The sequence below is a fragment of the Mammaliicoccus sp. N-M50 genome (assembly GCF_022386995.1).
GTDB lineage: Bacteria > Bacillota > Bacilli > Staphylococcales > Staphylococcaceae > Mammaliicoccus > Mammaliicoccus sciuri_A.
The window spans coordinates 364,361-379,587 of the sequence record NZ_JAJNJA010000002.1 but is presented as its reverse complement, the minus strand read 5'-3'; the positions used below and the strand labels follow the sequence as shown (position 1 = coordinate 379,587).

The 15,227-nt window shown below is 32.4% G+C and carries 16 protein-coding genes; 1 reads left to right on the top strand and 15 read right to left on the bottom strand.

Annotation, left to right across the window (positions count from 1 at the left end; all coding sequences use genetic code 11):
- Positions 1 to 9: 9 nt before the first annotated feature.
- The 4 genes from lpdA to LQ622_RS05205 all read right to left on the bottom strand — a co-directional run bounded on the left by lpdA (position 10) and on the right by LQ622_RS05205 (position 4,695).
- Complete coding sequence (gene lpdA, locus LQ622_RS05220) at positions 10 to 1,422, bottom strand: dihydrolipoyl dehydrogenase (RefSeq protein ID WP_239761953.1); 1,413 nt, start codon at positions 1,420 to 1,422, stop codon at positions 10 to 12.
- A gap of 11 nt (positions 1,423 to 1,433) precedes the next feature.
- Complete coding sequence (buk, locus tag LQ622_RS05215) at positions 1,434 to 2,495, bottom strand: butyrate kinase (RefSeq protein WP_239761954.1); 1,062 nt, start codon at positions 2,493 to 2,495, stop codon at positions 1,434 to 1,436.
- Complete coding sequence (locus LQ622_RS05210; protein ID WP_025904931.1) at positions 2,495 to 3,595, bottom strand: Glu/Leu/Phe/Val dehydrogenase dimerization domain-containing protein; 1,101 nt, start codon at positions 3,593 to 3,595, stop codon at positions 2,495 to 2,497. The genes buk and LQ622_RS05210 overlap by 1 nt, the downstream gene beginning before the upstream one ends.
- Positions 3,596 to 3,804: 209 nt before the next feature.
- Positions 3,805 to 4,695: a phosphate acyltransferase gene (locus tag LQ622_RS05205; protein ID WP_239761956.1), complete on the bottom strand. Its 891-nt coding sequence runs from the start codon at positions 4,693 to 4,695 to the stop codon at positions 3,805 to 3,807.
- Positions 4,696 to 4,815: 120 nt separating this feature from the next.
- Between LQ622_RS05205 and LQ622_RS05200 the strand changes: the two genes are divergently transcribed.
- Positions 4,816 to 5,073: a DUF2627 family protein gene (locus tag LQ622_RS05200; protein WP_025904933.1), complete on the top strand. Its 258-nt coding sequence runs from the start codon at positions 4,816 to 4,818 to the stop codon at positions 5,071 to 5,073.
- Positions 5,074 to 5,075: 2 nt separating this feature from the next.
- Here the strand turns inward: LQ622_RS05200 and LQ622_RS05195 are convergent, their stop codons facing one another.
- The 11 genes from LQ622_RS05195 to accB all read right to left on the bottom strand — a co-directional run bounded on the left by LQ622_RS05195 (position 5,076) and on the right by accB (position 15,075).
- Entirely contained in the window at positions 5,076 to 5,780 is a 705-nt protein-coding gene (locus LQ622_RS05195) for a response regulator (RefSeq protein WP_025904934.1), read from the bottom strand.
- A gap of 23 nt (positions 5,781 to 5,803) precedes the next feature.
- Positions 5,804 to 7,480: a DNA repair protein RecN gene (gene recN, locus LQ622_RS05190; protein WP_239761960.1), complete on the bottom strand. Its 1,677-nt coding sequence runs from the start codon at positions 7,478 to 7,480 to the stop codon at positions 5,804 to 5,806.
- Between the two features lie 17 nt (positions 7,481 to 7,497).
- Positions 7,498 to 7,950 (bottom strand): transcriptional regulator AhrC/ArgR, encoded by a 453-nt coding sequence (gene ahrC / locus LQ622_RS05185; protein WP_025904936.1) that lies wholly within the window; start codon positions 7,948 to 7,950, stop codon positions 7,498 to 7,500.
- A gap of 148 nt (positions 7,951 to 8,098) precedes the next feature.
- The gene (gene dxs, locus LQ622_RS05180) at positions 8,099 to 9,967 is read right to left on the bottom strand and encodes a 1-deoxy-D-xylulose-5-phosphate synthase (RefSeq protein ID WP_239761963.1); all 1,869 of its coding nucleotides are present in this window, start codon (positions 9,965 to 9,967) and stop codon (positions 8,099 to 8,101) included.
- Between the two features lie 56 nt (positions 9,968 to 10,023).
- On the bottom strand, positions 10,024 to 10,902 hold the full coding sequence (locus LQ622_RS05175) for a polyprenyl synthetase family protein (RefSeq protein WP_126477500.1): 879 nt from the start codon (positions 10,900 to 10,902) through the stop codon (positions 10,024 to 10,026).
- Positions 10,883 to 11,074 carry an exodeoxyribonuclease VII small subunit gene (xseB, locus tag LQ622_RS05170; protein ID WP_153653573.1) on the bottom strand — a complete coding sequence of 64 codons (192 nt, stop codon included), beginning with the start codon at positions 11,072 to 11,074 and terminating at the stop codon, positions 10,883 to 10,885. Before xseB ends, LQ622_RS05175 begins: the two co-directional genes overlap by 20 nt.
- Positions 11,075 to 11,106: 32 nt before the next feature.
- Positions 11,107 to 12,432 (bottom strand): exodeoxyribonuclease VII large subunit, encoded by a 1,326-nt coding sequence (xseA, locus tag LQ622_RS05165; RefSeq protein ID WP_239761967.1) that lies wholly within the window; start codon positions 12,430 to 12,432, stop codon positions 11,107 to 11,109.
- Positions 12,433 to 12,444: 12 nt separating this feature from the next.
- Positions 12,445 to 12,837 (bottom strand): transcription antitermination factor NusB, encoded by a 393-nt coding sequence (gene nusB / locus LQ622_RS05160; protein ID WP_025904941.1) that lies wholly within the window; start codon positions 12,835 to 12,837, stop codon positions 12,445 to 12,447.
- Between the two features lie 56 nt (positions 12,838 to 12,893).
- The gene (locus LQ622_RS05155; RefSeq protein ID WP_025904942.1) at positions 12,894 to 13,253 is read right to left on the bottom strand and encodes an Asp23/Gls24 family envelope stress response protein; all 360 of its coding nucleotides are present in this window, start codon (positions 13,251 to 13,253) and stop codon (positions 12,894 to 12,896) included.
- A gap of 12 nt (positions 13,254 to 13,265) precedes the next feature.
- On the bottom strand, positions 13,266 to 14,624 hold the full coding sequence (gene accC / locus LQ622_RS05150) for an acetyl-CoA carboxylase biotin carboxylase subunit (RefSeq protein ID WP_025904943.1): 1,359 nt from the start codon (positions 14,622 to 14,624) through the stop codon (positions 13,266 to 13,268).
- A gap of 1 nt (position 14,625) precedes the next feature.
- On the bottom strand, positions 14,626 to 15,075 hold the full coding sequence (gene accB, locus LQ622_RS05145; RefSeq protein ID WP_037588238.1) for an acetyl-CoA carboxylase biotin carboxyl carrier protein: 450 nt from the start codon (positions 15,073 to 15,075) through the stop codon (positions 14,626 to 14,628).
- Positions 15,076 to 15,227: the final 152 nt, after the last annotated feature.

Genomic DNA, 15,227 nt, shown 5'->3' with positions numbered 1-15,227 from the left:
CTCTCCTCTTTAGACGTGAATAGCACGATTCTCAGATTTTAACCCTAGTTCCATGAGCACTTCTCCAATTGAAGGATGTGCATGTACAGTAGTTGCTAGTTCTTCAGTAGAGCCATTCATAAATGTAAATAGAGCTGCTTCATTAATTAATTCAGTCACTTTTGCACCAATCATATGAATGCCAAGCACTTTTTCATTGTCTATATCTTTAATTAATATACATTCACCAAGTCCATTATTTTCGATGACGGATTTGCCAATCGCTTTAAATGGTACTTTAAATTTTTTGAAATTAATATTTTGCGCTTTTGCATCTTGTTCAGTCATCCCTATCGATGCAATTTCAGGATTTGTATATATACATCTTGGTACTGTTAAGTAATCTAATGTGATAGGATTTTGATCAAACATATGCTCTACTGCAATTGTGCCTTCTTTAGTTGCAACATGTGCTAATTGATAATTGCCGATGACATCTCCAACCGCATAAATATGTTTATCATCTGTTTGATAAACATCATTTGTTAGTATATAGCCTTTTTCATCGGTCTTTATTTTTGTGTTGTTCAATCCTAAATCTTCAGTATTCGGTGTTCTACCAACTGCGACTAATACTTTTTCAAAAGTTTGTTGCTCATTTTGAAGTGTGACATCTACATGTTTATCATGTATGTTGACATCTTGTTCGGATAAAGGACATTTCTCATGAATGGTTATGCCATTTTCTTCAAAGCTACGTTTAATCGTTTTACTGATTTCTCGTTGTTCGTTAGGGATAATGGATTGCCCAGCTTCAACAACTGTTACTTTTACACCTAAATCATTTAGTAAAGATGCAAACTCAAGTCCAATTACACCGCCACCGATAATTAACATGCTTTCAGGCAACGTTTCTAATTGCATCATATCATCACTTGAAATGATGGTTTGATGGTTAAACTTTAAGAATGGTAATTCAATTGGTCTTGACCCTGTTGCAATTAATACATGTTGATTAACGAGTAGTTCTGATTCGCCATTTTCAAATTCAACAGATACTGTTCCAGCTTGAGGCGAGAACAATGAAGGTCCGAGAATTCTCCCATTACCTTCGTAAATGTCAATTTTGTATTTTTTCATCAAACTTTGTACACCATTGTACATCGTAGTAACTGTTTCATCTTTCTTAGCAACAACATCCGTCATTTCAAAATCAGCTGAAGCAGTTTTAATACCATATTCGTTTGAATGTTGTATGTATCTTAAAATTTCTGCAGTTTTTAAATATGATTTTGTAGGTATACAACCTTTATGTAAACAAGTTCCACCTAACTTAAATTTCTCTACAATTGCGACTTTTTTTCCTAGTTGTGAAGCACGAATTGCTGATACATAGCCTGCCGTACCGCCACCTAGAACGACTAAATCATATTCTTTAGACATAGTATTACTCCTTATTCATATGACTTGGTACTAATTTTACCGTGTAAGAGGTCCATTACGCCAATATTTAAGGCGTGCATTTCTTTTTCTCCTTTATATATAGTAACATTTTGTAGCCAAGATACATATTGTTTTACTTTATTTGTGATATATTTTGAATAACTTAATCCGCCAGTTATGATAATTTGATCGATTTGACCTTCTAAAACGACCGCGCAAGACCCTATTGATTTAGCAATTTGATAACACATAGCATCTAAGACAAGTTTAGCAGTTTTATCGCCATTTTCCATCATTTGTTCTACTTTTAAACAATCATTTGTACCAAAATATGATAATAACCCAGAATTTTTACTTAATTCATTATTAGCTTCTTTAGCATTTAAATCGTGATCAATAACCCATTTAATTAACGCATCATTTGGAATGGAGCCAGCTCTTTCAGGACTAAATGGACCCTCGCCTAACAAGCCGTCATTAACTTCGATGACTCTTCCTTTTCTATGAGCACCTACACTTATACCGCCTCCAAGATGTGCGACGATGACATTAATATCTTCATATGCTTTGTTCATATCAGCTGCATATTGTTTAGCGACTGATTTCTGGTTTAATGCATGGAAGATACTGCGTCTTTCAATACCTTTAATGCCAGTAATTCTTGCTTCTGGTATTAATTCATCTACGACGACTGGATCAACAATATAAGCCTGTATATTTAATTCTTTAGCAAATGTATAGCCGATAATACCACTTAAATTTGAGGCATGAAATCCATATTTAAAAGATTTCAAGTCTTGATACATGATGTTATTAACAAGATATGTTCCACCTTGTATAGGCTTTAAAACACCACCCCTACAAGCAATAGCATCTATTGCTTGTAGTGAGATATGATGTTGGTTTAATGAGTTCTTGATACTTTCAAGTCTAAATGGGACTTGATCAATTAATGGAAGATTAGTTTGATCGATATCATGTCTGATAACATCCTCAAATAACATATCATAGTTATTAAATACTGCAACTTTAGATGATGTGCTTCCTAAATTAAGTACAAGAATTTTTTTCATTATTTTTTACCTCTAGAAATGATAGATCTTTCAGTTTTTAAGAAATTACTTCTAACATTCATAAGTTGTTCAATGCGTTCTTCAGCTAAAATTTCAGCTGCACGTGCAGTAGTAATTTGATCTCGCTTACTAATTTCAAACACTTTATCCATTTGGTCATAGATTTTTTCAATGTTTGAGATAGCACGTACTTCATTGTATCCATCTAATTCATCCGCAACGTTGATAACACCACCAGAGTTAGCAACGAAGTCAGGCGCATATACAATACCTTTATCTTCTAATTGAGCACCGTGTACATCTATGTCTTGTAATTGGTTGTTTGCACTACCACATACGACTTTAACTTTTAAACGTGCGATAGTATCATCATTTAATACGCCACCTAAAGCACAAGGTGCAAAGATATCAGCATCTACATCATATATATCATTAATACCGACACTTTGAGCGTTGAAGTCATTTACAACTCTATCTACAGCTTCTTGGTTAATATCCGTTACAACTAATTGAGCACCTGCTTCATGTAAATAACGACATAGTTCGTAAGCAACGTGTCCAACACCTTGAACAGCAACTGTTTTCCCGTTTAAATCATCTGTTCCAAATGCTTCTTTAGCTGCGCGTTTCATAGAAACAAATACACCTAATGAAGTTTTAGGACTTGGGTTACCACTAGATTGGTGACTTTCAGATAAACCAACTACGTAATCAGTCTCTTCAAAGATAATATCCATATCGTCTTCAGTTGTTCCTACATCTTCAGCAGTGATATAACGACCATTTAAACTTTCTACATATCTACCTAAAGCTCTAAATAAAGCTTCTGATTTATCTTTTTTAGGATCGCCGATAATAACTGTTTTACCGCCACCTAAGTTTAAACCAGCTGCAGCATTTTTATATGTCATACCTCTTGATAAGCGTAATGCGTCATTAATAGCTTCTTCTTCACTTTCATATGGCCACATTCTACAACCGCCAAGTGCTGGTCCTAATGTTGTATCATGAATCGCAATGATTGCTTTTAATCCTGAACTTTTATCGTGACAAAATACTATTTGCTCATAGTCATATTTTTCTATCGTTTCAAATAACATAATAATCCCCTTTTCAACTTTAATATAATAACTTCATTTCTAATTTTACATGAAATGTTTTATTTATCAAATAAATTGACGAAAAATGATAGCGCTTACAAAAAGTAAAAATTTTTAGAAAATTCAATCTTTATTGATATAAAAGCATTGTAAGCTCTTTCAATACTTTGAAATAAAGAGTATAGTTATTAATTTGTTATTATAATATACTAAATAAGCATTAACGCACTACAAATAGAATGAAATTTATCTTGTGATGAATCTGATCTAGAAGTTAAAATTATGGGTATTTTTGCCCCAATTATAACAGATGCTACATCAGCGTTCGATAAATAAACGAGTGATTTATATAAAATATTGCCACTTTCAATTTGAGGGACGATTAAACCATCAACATTACCTGATATTTTTGAATCTATTTTTTTAATAATGGATGCTTTTTTATTAATTGCAGCATCAAACGCAATTGGACCTTCTATTTCAAGGTCTGGTTTTTCTTGAGTGAAATAAGATACGACTTCTTTCGCATCAACCGACGACTGCATTTTCGGATTTACATTTTCAATTGCAGAAAGTACCCCTATTTTTGGTGAGTCGATACCAATTTTTTTGAGCGAATAAACTAAATTCGATGTGATTTCAATTTTTTGTTCGATATTTGGTGTAATGTTCATTGCAACATCTGATACGGTTAACATCTTGTGATACTCAGGTATATTAAATATCGCGATATGGCTCATTCTATAGTTGGTCTTCAAGTTATATTTATCTTTTAAAACTTCTTTCAATAATTCTGAAGTTGAAATTAGCCCTTTCATTATTAAGTCTGCTTTTCCATCTGCTACAGCTTGTACACATTGAGATACAGTATGTTCTTCGTTAAGTGTTTGAATAATTTCTATTCTATTTAATTCTTCATGTGTTAAATTAAATGACCTGATCAACTCATCTTGTGGTCGTTCATCAAACAACATGAATCTAGCTTTTGTATGTTTAATCGCTTTAACAATTGCTTTAATGACACCTTCATCATTTGATTTACATACAGCAATTGTAGCTGATATATTTTGGCCGTTTTTTATCATATCTTTAAAAAGCATTTAATCCCCTCCTATTACTATCATAATCAAATTGTACCGTTTATTCCATTTTTTCAATGTTTACTTTTACTCATTATCTCATATATAATATAAGTTATTAATTAATAGGAGTTTTAACTTATGCAAAAGTATATTGCATTACTCATTTTGGTCATACCAGGTATCATTGCAGGACTAGGTATTAAATGGATGAGAGATGCTGTTTTTGGACAACTTGTTCCACAATTACATTTTATTTGGTTACAGTTTTTATTAGGCTTTATCTTCTTTGTATTTGGTGTAGTGTTCATTGGGGGTTATATACTGCATCGTGAAAAGAAAAATAAACGCGCACAAGAACATTTTATGAAGAAACAAAATGCCAAAAAAAGAGACTAGGCTTACCTAGTCTCTTTTTTAAACTTTTCATATAGATGTAATAAAAACTCACCATTTGTAGGTCGTACATACAATTTTTCGCTGTTATACCAATAGGACTTTAATTCTTTATCCCAAGCTAATTTAATAGCATGTCTGATAGACCTTTCCACATTATTCGCTTGAATATTATAATTTTGAGAAATTAAAGGATATAGTTCTTTAGTTAACGGCATCTTACGATTATATTGAAGCATAAGGTGTACACCATACTTAATATATTCGTACCCGTTTAAATTTGATGAAAATCCGATTTTCTCTAGTAATAAATCTAAAGCGTCCATTTCTTCTATATTAGAATCTGTTGTTGTTAATACACGTTGTATCGTATCTAACAAGACATCAAACTCAACAGGTTTAATTAAGAAGTAATCTACTCCTAATGAAACAGATTCTTTTAAGACATCATCACTTACAAAAGCACTCATACATATCACTTTAAATTGCTTATTTTGTTTTATATATTTTTTAAGCAAAGTCATGCCATCTATATGTGGCAAGATTAAGTCTAATAGAAGAACATCGAAAACTTCTCCATTTAAAATGTCGAGTGCCTCTTTACCGTTGTATCCAATATTAACAATTTCAATATCGTGTTTCTTTAAATATTGTGCCATTTCACTAACATATGCTTTCGAGTCTTCTATTATTGCTACCTTAATTACCATGCTTAACACCCTAACGAATCATTCTATTTTAAATTTTTGTTTTGTATAATCATTTCTTTAGCGTGTTGTCGTGTTAATTCTGTAACTTCAACACCTGATATCATTCTTGCTATTTCATCTATCTTATCTTCACCATCTAATTGTTTTATAGAAGTCGTCGTTCTATCATTTACGGTTTCTTTAGCAATATACAAATGATTATCACTAATTGCTGCAACTTGAGGTAAATGCGAAATACATATCACTTGAAGTATTTGCGCAATTTGATGCATTTTTTCAGCCATTTTTTGTGCGACTCTACCAGATACACCCGTATCTACTTCATCGAATAAAATTGCTGTTTGTCCTTTTGAAGAAACAAATATACTTTTCAACGCAAGCATTATTCTCGATAGTTCACCACCAGAAGCTATTTTATTTAAGCTTTTTAATGGTTCGCCTTTATTTGGGCTGATTAAGAATTCTACTTCTTCTAAGCCATATTGAGTAGGCTTTGTTTTAGTAAATGTAATTTCAATATTCGCATCTTGCATGTGTAAATTCTGTACTTCTTCAACTAATCTATCTCTCAGGTTCAACGCAACTTGTCTTCTTTTAGCTGATAGTGCTTCTCCATATTTTACAACGTTTGTATAAAGATCATTAATTTCTTCACGTAATTGAGAAGTACTTTGTTCGTAGTTCTCAATTTTATAAATTTCATCGTCAATTTTATCTCTATATTTGATTAATTCAGGTATGCTTTTGCCATATTTACGATTGAGGTCTGTGAGTACATTTAATCTAGACTCATACTCATTTAGTAAAGATTCATCAAAGTCATTAGACGTTAACTCATTATATAGTTCATGTTTGTAGTCTTCTAAAGTGTAATACATTTGATCTAATTCTTCACTAAAAGCAGTGTATTTATCCGGAATAATATCGTTTATATGTTGAATTTCTTGATTAAGCTCATAAATTTTATCAGTAATGTTTTCTTCACTACTCAATAACATATGCGCTTTATTAAGACTTTCGTTTATTTTTTCGTGATTTTGAAGTTTCTTAATTTCTTGATTTAAAAAATCAATTTCGTCTTCTTTTAAATTCGCATCTTGTAATTCATCTCGTTGGAATTTTATTAAATCTAATCTTTGTAATAATGCTTGGTCTTGAGATTCTAACTTTTCAAGTTCTTGTTTCTTTAAGCGATAAGATTGAAAGGTCTCGTCGTATTGATCAATTTCAGCTTGATAAGTACCATCAGCATAATCATCTAACAATGATAAATGATATTTAGGTTTAAGTAATATTTGTGTTTCATGTTGCCCATGAATATCAAGTAATTCTTGCATGACAATTTTTAAATCAGATAGCGTTACATTCTGATTGTTTAATTTACATATGCTTTTCCCTGAAGCAAAGATTTCTCTTTTTACAAACAAGAAATCTTCGTCAAAGTCGATATCTAACTCACTTAAAATCTTATTGACGTTAGGTACATTATCAATATCAAATACGCCTTCAATTATCGCCTTCTGTTCGCCATGTCTCACGAAACTTTGTGAGGCTCTTGCACCTACTAACTGACCAATAGCATCTATAATAATAGATTTACCAGCACCAGTTTCACCGCTTAAAACAGTTAGTCCACCTGAAAAATTAATTTCTAAAGATTCAATTATAGCGAATTGTTTAATTGTAAGTGCTTGTAACATTGTATATTAAATCTCCTTTAAAGCATATTAAAAATTCTATCCGTAATCACTTCAGCTGCTTCAGTATCTTTACAAATAATTAAGCATGTGTCATCACCGCATATCGTCCCAATTACTTCTGTCCAATCGATTTGGTCAATAATTGCACCAATTGATTGCGCATTACCTGGTAATGTTTTAAGGACTAATAAATTATCTGCTCCGTCAATTTTTACAAATGAATCCATTAAATATCTACCTAATTTATCAATCGGGTGATATTTACGGTCTCTAGGTAAACTATAGATATACTGACCAGAAGGTGCTGGAACTTTAATTAATTGAAGTTCTTTAATATCACGAGATATAGTAGCTTGTGTGATATTCAAATCATATTCATTTAGTCTTTTGACTAATTCTTCTTGTGTTTCAATTTGTTCGTTAGAAATTATTTCTCTTATCTTAATCTGACGCATTGTTTTGTTCGCCATTACATACACCTCTGTTAATGAATATTTATACACTTATAATAGCATAAAATTGAAAAAAATAGTAATGTAAGCGCTATAAACATTTAAATGACGCTTTAGATATACTAAAGCGTCTTTTTCAACATAAATATTCATATATTTCTCTTAACTACTTAATTAAAGATTTGACGGTAGATATAATATTTGATTTAGAGATACCAATATCTTCTAATAATAAACCTACATCACCGTGCTCAATGTACGTGTCATTTATACCTATTCTACGCATAGTATTATGATAATCATTGTCATTCATAAAAGTAGCAATTTGACTTCCTAAACCACCAGTCAACATAGCTTCTTCAACTGTCAGGATCGGTTTAGACGCTTTACCGAGATTATGAAGCATGTCATAGTCCATAGGTTTTATAAACCGAGCATTAACAATATTGATATGGATGTCTTCTTTTAATAGTTCGTCTGCTACATCTGTTACAAGTGATACTGTTGGCCCATAACTTATAATTGTTAAATCATCACCATTTCTTTCAACATTCCAAGATCCTATTTTTAGTCGTTCACTATTTTTATAATCATCAAGTAATGGCGCATTCCCTCTTGGATATCTGATCGCCATTGGACCATGGTCAGTTTCAAATGCAGTTTTGATCATATTTTTCGCTTCATTACCGTCTTTAGGCATCATGATTGTAAAATTAGGAAATTGACTTAAAAAGCCAACATCAAATACACCTTGGTGTGTCTCTCCATCAGCTCCAACAAGTCCTGCTCGATCAACGCCAAATAATACGTTTAAGTTTTGACGATCTACATCATGTAACAACTGATCGTAAGCACGTTGCATAAAAGTTGAATAGATTGCGACATATGGTTTCATGCCTTGTGTTGCTAGTCCTGCTGCCATCGTAACAGCATGCTGTTCAGCAATACCTACATCAAAAAATTGTTCGGGTAACATTTGTTGAAATTTAGTTAATTTTGATCCAACAGGCATTGCTGGCGTAATTGCAACAATTCGTTTATCTTGTTGCGCATAAGCTAATACTTCATCACTCATTAAAGCACTCCATGCAGGACCTTCAGCATTTCCTTTTATCACTTCACCAGTTTCAAGCTTATATGGTCCTAAACCATGCCAAGTCCCAATTATATCTTTCTCAGCAGGTTTATAACCTTTCCCTTTCTTAGTCACAACGTGTATGAGAACAGGTTTGTCCATTTGTTTAGAAACGGTGATCGCTTCATCTAATGCTTTAAAATTATGTCCATCTACAGGACCAATATATTTAATGCCGAGTTCTTCAAAGAAAATGCCATCTACGACTAAATATTTTAAACTGTCTTTAATTTTATCCGCAGAGTCTTTTAACAAATCTCCACCAGGCAATCTGTTAATCAAACTTTCAGCATCAAATTTAAAGCGATTATAATTTTGGTTTGATCGTATTCTTGCAAACATATTGTGCATTGCACCGACATTTGGTGCGATACTCATTTCGTTATCATTTAAAATAATCGTTAAATTTGTTTTGTCATGGCCTATGTGGTTTAACGCTTCTAGTGCCATACCACCTGTTAAAGCACCATCACCAATTACAGGTACAACATGATGATCTTGTCCTAATATATCTCTTGCTTTTGCCATCCCCACAGCAGCAGATAAAGAAGTTGAACTATGTCCAGCTTCCCACACATCATGTTCGGATTCTTTCATTTTAGGAAAACCACATAATCCTTTATATTGTCGCAAAGAATTAAATTCGTGGCCTCTTCCGGTTAATATTTTATGAATGTATGTTTGATGTCCAACATCCCATAATATCTTATCTACAGGGCTATTAAAATGTTTATGTAGACTCAATGTTAATTCAACCACACCTAAATTTGCCCCAATATGTCCGCCAGTTACTGAACAAGTTTCAATTAAAAATTTCCTAATGTCACTGCTCAGTTGTTCAAGTTCTTGATGAGATAAATCTTTGAGGAAGGATGGGTTTTTTATTTTTGAAACATCCATTTTTTAACCACCTTTAGCCCGATTCTTGTGACCAGTCATCTTAATTATTAGATAGATTAATTTTCTCTATTTGCAAATAATTTTGTGAGAGACTTGAGTTCTTCAGTGTTATATTGATCTTCTAATTGTTCAAGTAAATATAACGCTTGATTCACATGTTGTTCTAAAGCAACTTTAGTATTCGTCTTACCTAATAGTGACACATAAGTACTCTTATGATTCGCAACGTCACTACCAACTGACTTACCTATTTTATCGAAATCCCCTTCAATATCTAGTAAATCGTCTTTAATTTGGAATATTAATCCTAATTCTTGGCTAAATGAATCAAGTAATAAGAATGTCTTACTATTAACTTTAGCGATTGTGCAAGCTGCAACAACAGAAAAACGGATCAGTGCACCAGTTTTATATCTATGGATTTTGCGTAATGTATCTAGCGAAATTTCTTTGTTTTCACTTTCCATATCTAACACTTGTCCACCTACCATACCTTGATGGCCTGCTGATTCAGAAAGCAATCTGATTAATTTCACTTTGTCGTCAGCTTCTATATATGTATCTTTAGTTATCAGTTCAAAAGCTTTTGTTAATAGTGCATCACCAGCTAAGATTGCAGTCGCATCACCATAGATTTTATGATTCGTTTTCATTCCACGTCTATAATCATCGTTATCCATAGCTGGTAAATCATCATGTATAAGGGAATATGTATGTATCATTTCAAGTGCTTTTGCAGTTTCCATTCCTTTATTAATATCTGTCTTTAACATCGATAAAGTCATTAATAATAGTACAGGACGAATACGTTTACCACCTGCTAATAAAGAATAGCGCATACTTTCTTCTAATTGTGTATTTACAACTGAATCTAGTTTCGTTTGATTAAGTGATTCAGTGAACTTGTCTACATAACTATTCATGATTTGACTCATCTGAATCACCTTCTTTTTGAACAAGTTTATTTACTTTATCTTCAGCTGCTTTAAGTTTCGTTTCACATTTACTACTTAATTCAATACCTCTTTGATAAAGTTCAATTGATTCCTCAAGAGAAATATTTTCTTCGTCTAATTTACCGACGACTTTTTCTAATTCTTCCATCATTTCTTCAAAAGTTTGTTCTTTAGCCACATTTGTCACCTAATTTCCTTAACATTAGCATTTATTTTACCATCTTTTAAATTGATTGTAATATCATCGTCAATTTTTAAATCATTTTTGCTTGTAATGATTTTATCATCTTTTTCGATAATTGAATAACCTCTTAACATGATTTGAGTCGGACTTAACGCATCTAATTGCGCTAACTTGCTTGTCAGAGCTTGTCTTTTTTGACTGATAATACGATTAACGAGTTGAGTTTGAAGCATATTTAAACGATCAAAATCTTGTCTAAATTGAAAAGTCTTATTATAAATTGGTGTGATTCGCAATTTATTTTGTAAGATATCTAACTTATGATTATTACGCGTAACAGTTTGTTCTAAATTTCTAGATAATTGTTTTTGTAATTCATCTAACTTCTGAGTTTCTTGATCATATAATAACGAAGGCGTCTTCAATTTATAATATGATGAAAGTTGTTTTAATTTATGTTTATCTTGCTGTATAGATTGCGTGATATGTTTTGTTAAATACTGTCTAGCATTTGAAATCAGTTGATACAGCGCATTAATATCTGGTGTCGCAATAACTGCAGCTTGTGTTGGTGTTGCAGCTCTTACATCACTGACAAAATCACTTAATGTCGTATCCGTTTCATGACCAACTGCTGAAATAACAGGCGTCTTACAATGATAAATGGCTTCTACAACTTCTCTTTCATTGAAGCTCCATAAATCTTCAATAGATCCACCACCACGACCAACGATAATAACATCAACGCCCATGGAATCAGCTTCTTTGATGTTGTTAATGATATTATCCTTAGCTCCTTTACCTTGAACTAACGTGCTCATTAACACTTGTTCTGCAAGTGGATATCGCTTATCTAAAGTAGAACATATATCTCTTATTGCAGCGCCAGTCGATGCTGTCAACACAGCGATTTTCTTAGGATATTTAGGTATGCTTAATTTATGATCTTGGTCAAAGTAACCTTTTTCTGCTAATTCTTTTTTGAGTGCTTCGAATTTTTCATACAGAAGACCAACACCATCTAATTGCATAGATTGAACATAAATTTGGTAAGCACCTCTTGATTCATAAACCCCAATTCTACCTTCAACAAGTACTTGGTCACCTTCTTTAGGATTAAACGACAATTGGTTTGCGCTCGATTTAAACATCATTGCACTGAGTACACCTTTATCGTCTTTTAAGGCAAAGTAAAGATGACCACTTGAATGTCTTTTAAAGTTTGATATTTCACCTTTAATAAAGACATTAAGTAGATGTGGATCTTGATCAAATTTATATTTGATATATTTAGTTATTGCTGTAACTGATAAATACTTATCCATTTATATCACTCTTTAACTTTTTGATAAACTGCTTAATACACCATTAATAAATTTATAGTGATCATCATCACTGTATACTTTCGCAATTTCTACTGCTTCATTAAATATAACTTTCTCTGGTGTATCTGTATATTTTAATTCATAAGTTGCCATTCTCAAGATGATTCTATCAGTCTTAAGTAAACGGTCTAATGTCCAGTTTTTTAAATGTGGACTTACAATTTCATCTAATTCGTCTTTTTTCTCTATCACTTCTTTAACAAAGTTCTTCACGTATAAATATTGTTCACCTTTAAAATCTTCTACTAAATATTGAATCGCTTCTTCTACTGTTAAATCAGTTTTGTTATTTTCTAATTGATATAGTGATTTAAAGACAATCTCTCTTAGTTCTGTTCTTTTCATATTCTTCTCCTTCAAAGAATAAGAGGATGCACGCATCCTCTTAATTAATCATTTTATTATTGGAAATGTATATTAACGATATGTACATTAACTTCTTTTGGTGTTAATGCCGTCATCGTATTTAATGCTTGTTTAATTTCTGATTGTACTTTACGTGCTGTTTCAGAAATTTTTGTACCGTAGTCAAATGTACAGTAGACATTAATGTAGATGCCGTCTTCTTTAATATCGACTTTAATACCTTTACCAAAATTCTTTTTCCCGAATTTTTCTAAGGAATTCTTATTAAAAACGGATTGCATATGAGATACACCTTTAATGTCAGTAGTCGCAATGCTCGCAATGACCTCAATAACTTCTGGCGCAATCTCTATTTTACCTAAAGAAGGCTTTTTATTTTCAATTGTTTTAGCCATTTGAATCCCTCCCTATTTGTCTTCATTATTTATAATATCATGAATCTCTAGGAAATTGGTATTAAAATCACCTGATTCAAATACATCATTTTCTAACAATCTTAAATGGAATGGGATCGTTGTATCTATGCCAGCAACTAAAAATTCTGATAAAGCTCTTTTACCGATTTGAATTGCATCTGTTCTATCTTTACCATGAACAATAAGCTTCGCAACCATTGAATCGTAATAAGGCGGAATCGTATATCCTGTATAACAAGCTGAATCAATACGCACACCAAATCCACCTGGTGTTAAATATTGATTAATTTTACCTGGTGATGGCATGAAATTCTTAAATGGACTTTCTGCGTTGATTCTAAATTCAATCGCATGTCCACTCAAGTCAACTTCTTCTTGTGTAACTGGTAAAGTTTCACCACTTGCCACTTTAAGTTGAAGTTTAACTAAATCCATTCCAGTTACCATCTCAGTAACAGGATGTTCTACTTGAATACGCGTATTCATTTCCATGAAATAGAACGTTTCAGCATCTAAATCATAAATAAATTCAATTGTACCAGCATTTTCATAATTAACGGCTTTAGCTGCTCTAATAGCCGCTTCACCCATTTCTTTACGCATTTCTTCAGAAAGGACTGGTGATGGCGATTCTTCTACTAATTTTTGCATACGTCTTTGGATCGTACAATCACGTTCACCAAGATGTATAACATTACCTTCTGAATCACCCATTACTTGAATTTCAATATGTCTAAAGTTTTCGATGAACTTTTCTAAATACAAACCTTTATTTCCGAATGCTGTTTCAGCTTCTTGTTGTGTCATTCTAAATCCTGTTACAAGCTCTTCTTCATTACGTGCAATTCGGATACCTTTACCGCCACCACCGGCAGTAGCTTTAATAATAACGGGGTAACCAATTTTCTTCGCACATTTCTTTGCAATTCTTACTGTATCTACTAAACCATCACTACCAGGCACAACAGGTACGTTCGCTTTGATCATTTCTTCTTTCGCAACGTCTTTAATACCCATCTTCTGGATAGATTGATAACTAGGTCCAATAAATTTAATTTGGCATGCTTCACACATTTCAGCAAAATCACTATTTTCGGCTAAGAAACCATATCCAGGATGGATACCGTCACAACCTGTTGATTTTGCAATTGAAATAATATTAGGAACGTGAAGGTATGAATCTTTAGATTGTGTCGGTCCAACACAATAAGCTTCATCTGCTATTTGAGTATGTAATGCATCTTTATCAGCTTCTGAATAAATTGCGACCGTTTGTATGTCTAATTCTCTACAAGCTCTAATGATTCTTACTGCAATTTCCCCTCTATTTGCAATTAATACTTTTTTCATATTACTTCACCTTGAATAACGGTTGGCCATACTCTACCATTTGTCCGTCTTCAACTAATATTTCAGTGATTTCACCAGAAACTTCTGCTTGAATTTCATTAAATAATTTCATTGCTTCTAAAATACATACAGTTGTATCAGCTTCTACACGTGAACCTACTTGAACATATGGACCTTCATCAGGAGATGGTGATTTATAGAATGTACCAACCATTGGTGCATTAATCGTTAAACCACTTGGTGCTTCTTGTTCAACATTTTGTTGTGGTGCTGATTGAGTTGCTTGTTGTGGTTGTTCTGCTACAACATTTGTTGCCCCTTGGCTATAAATGATTTCTTGTTTAATATCTTTTTTTAAAGTTAGTTTAAAATCTTTATCATTAATATCAATTTCAGTTAAAGAAGAATTATCTAACACATCAACTAGTTCTTTAATTTGTTTTAAGTTCATTTGAAAAACTCCTTTTAAATTCTAATACGTTACACTTCATACATTTTACTTTAGTGGTCATACCAATTCAAGAGATTTTAATATTTAATTATAAATGTAAATAAGATACATTCCTAATTTAACTAAAATGATTGAGGCCAGGACACAAGTTA

Bases quoted from the DNA above. Each gene is read 5' to 3' on its own strand.
- accC (WP_025904943.1), bottom strand. From the start codon at position 14,624: ATGAAAAAAGTATTAATTGCAAATAGAGGGGAAATTGCAGTAAGAATC.
- xseB (WP_153653573.1), bottom strand. From the start codon at position 11,074: ATGATGGAAGAATTAGAAAAAGTCGTCGGTAAATTAGACGAAGAAAAT.
- lpdA (WP_239761953.1), bottom strand. From the start codon at position 1,422: ATGTCTAAAGAATATGATTTAGTCGTTCTAGGTGGCGGTACGGCAGGC.
- buk (WP_239761954.1), bottom strand. From the start codon at position 2,495: ATGAAAAAAATTCTTGTACTTAATTTAGGAAGCACATCATCTAAAGTT.
- nusB (WP_025904941.1), bottom strand. From the start codon at position 12,837: ATGAAAAGAACAGAACTAAGAGAGATTGTCTTTAAATCACTATATCAA.
- recN (WP_239761960.1), bottom strand. From the start codon at position 7,480: ATGTTACAAGCACTTACAATTAAACAATTCGCTATAATTGAATCTTTA.
- LQ622_RS05175 (WP_126477500.1), bottom strand. From the start codon at position 10,902: ATGAGTCAAATCATGAATAGTTATGTAGACAAGTTCACTGAATCACTT.
- ahrC (WP_025904936.1), bottom strand. From the start codon at position 7,950: ATGGCGAACAAAACAATGCGTCAGATTAAGATAAGAGAAATAATTTCT.
- xseA (WP_239761967.1), bottom strand. From the start codon at position 12,432: ATGGATAAGTATTTATCAGTTACAGCAATAACTAAATATATCAAATAT.
- LQ622_RS05200 (WP_025904933.1), top strand. From the start codon at position 4,816: ATGCAAAAGTATATTGCATTACTCATTTTGGTCATACCAGGTATCATT.
- LQ622_RS05210 (WP_025904931.1), bottom strand. From the start codon at position 3,595: ATGTTATTTGAAACGATAGAAAAATATGACTATGAGCAAATAGTATTT.
- LQ622_RS05205 (WP_239761956.1), bottom strand. From the start codon at position 4,695: ATGCTTTTTAAAGATATGATAAAAAACGGCCAAAATATATCAGCTACA.
- LQ622_RS05195 (WP_025904934.1), bottom strand. From the start codon at position 5,780: ATGGTAATTAAGGTAGCAATAATAGAAGACTCGAAAGCATATGTTAGT.
- dxs (WP_239761963.1), bottom strand. From the start codon at position 9,967: ATGGATGTTTCAAAAATAAAAAACCCATCCTTCCTCAAAGATTTATCT.
- accB (WP_037588238.1), bottom strand. From the start codon at position 15,075: ATGAACTTAAAACAAATTAAAGAACTAGTTGATGTGTTAGATAATTCT.
- LQ622_RS05155 (WP_025904942.1), bottom strand. From the start codon at position 13,253: ATGGCTAAAACAATTGAAAATAAAAAGCCTTCTTTAGGTAAAATAGAG.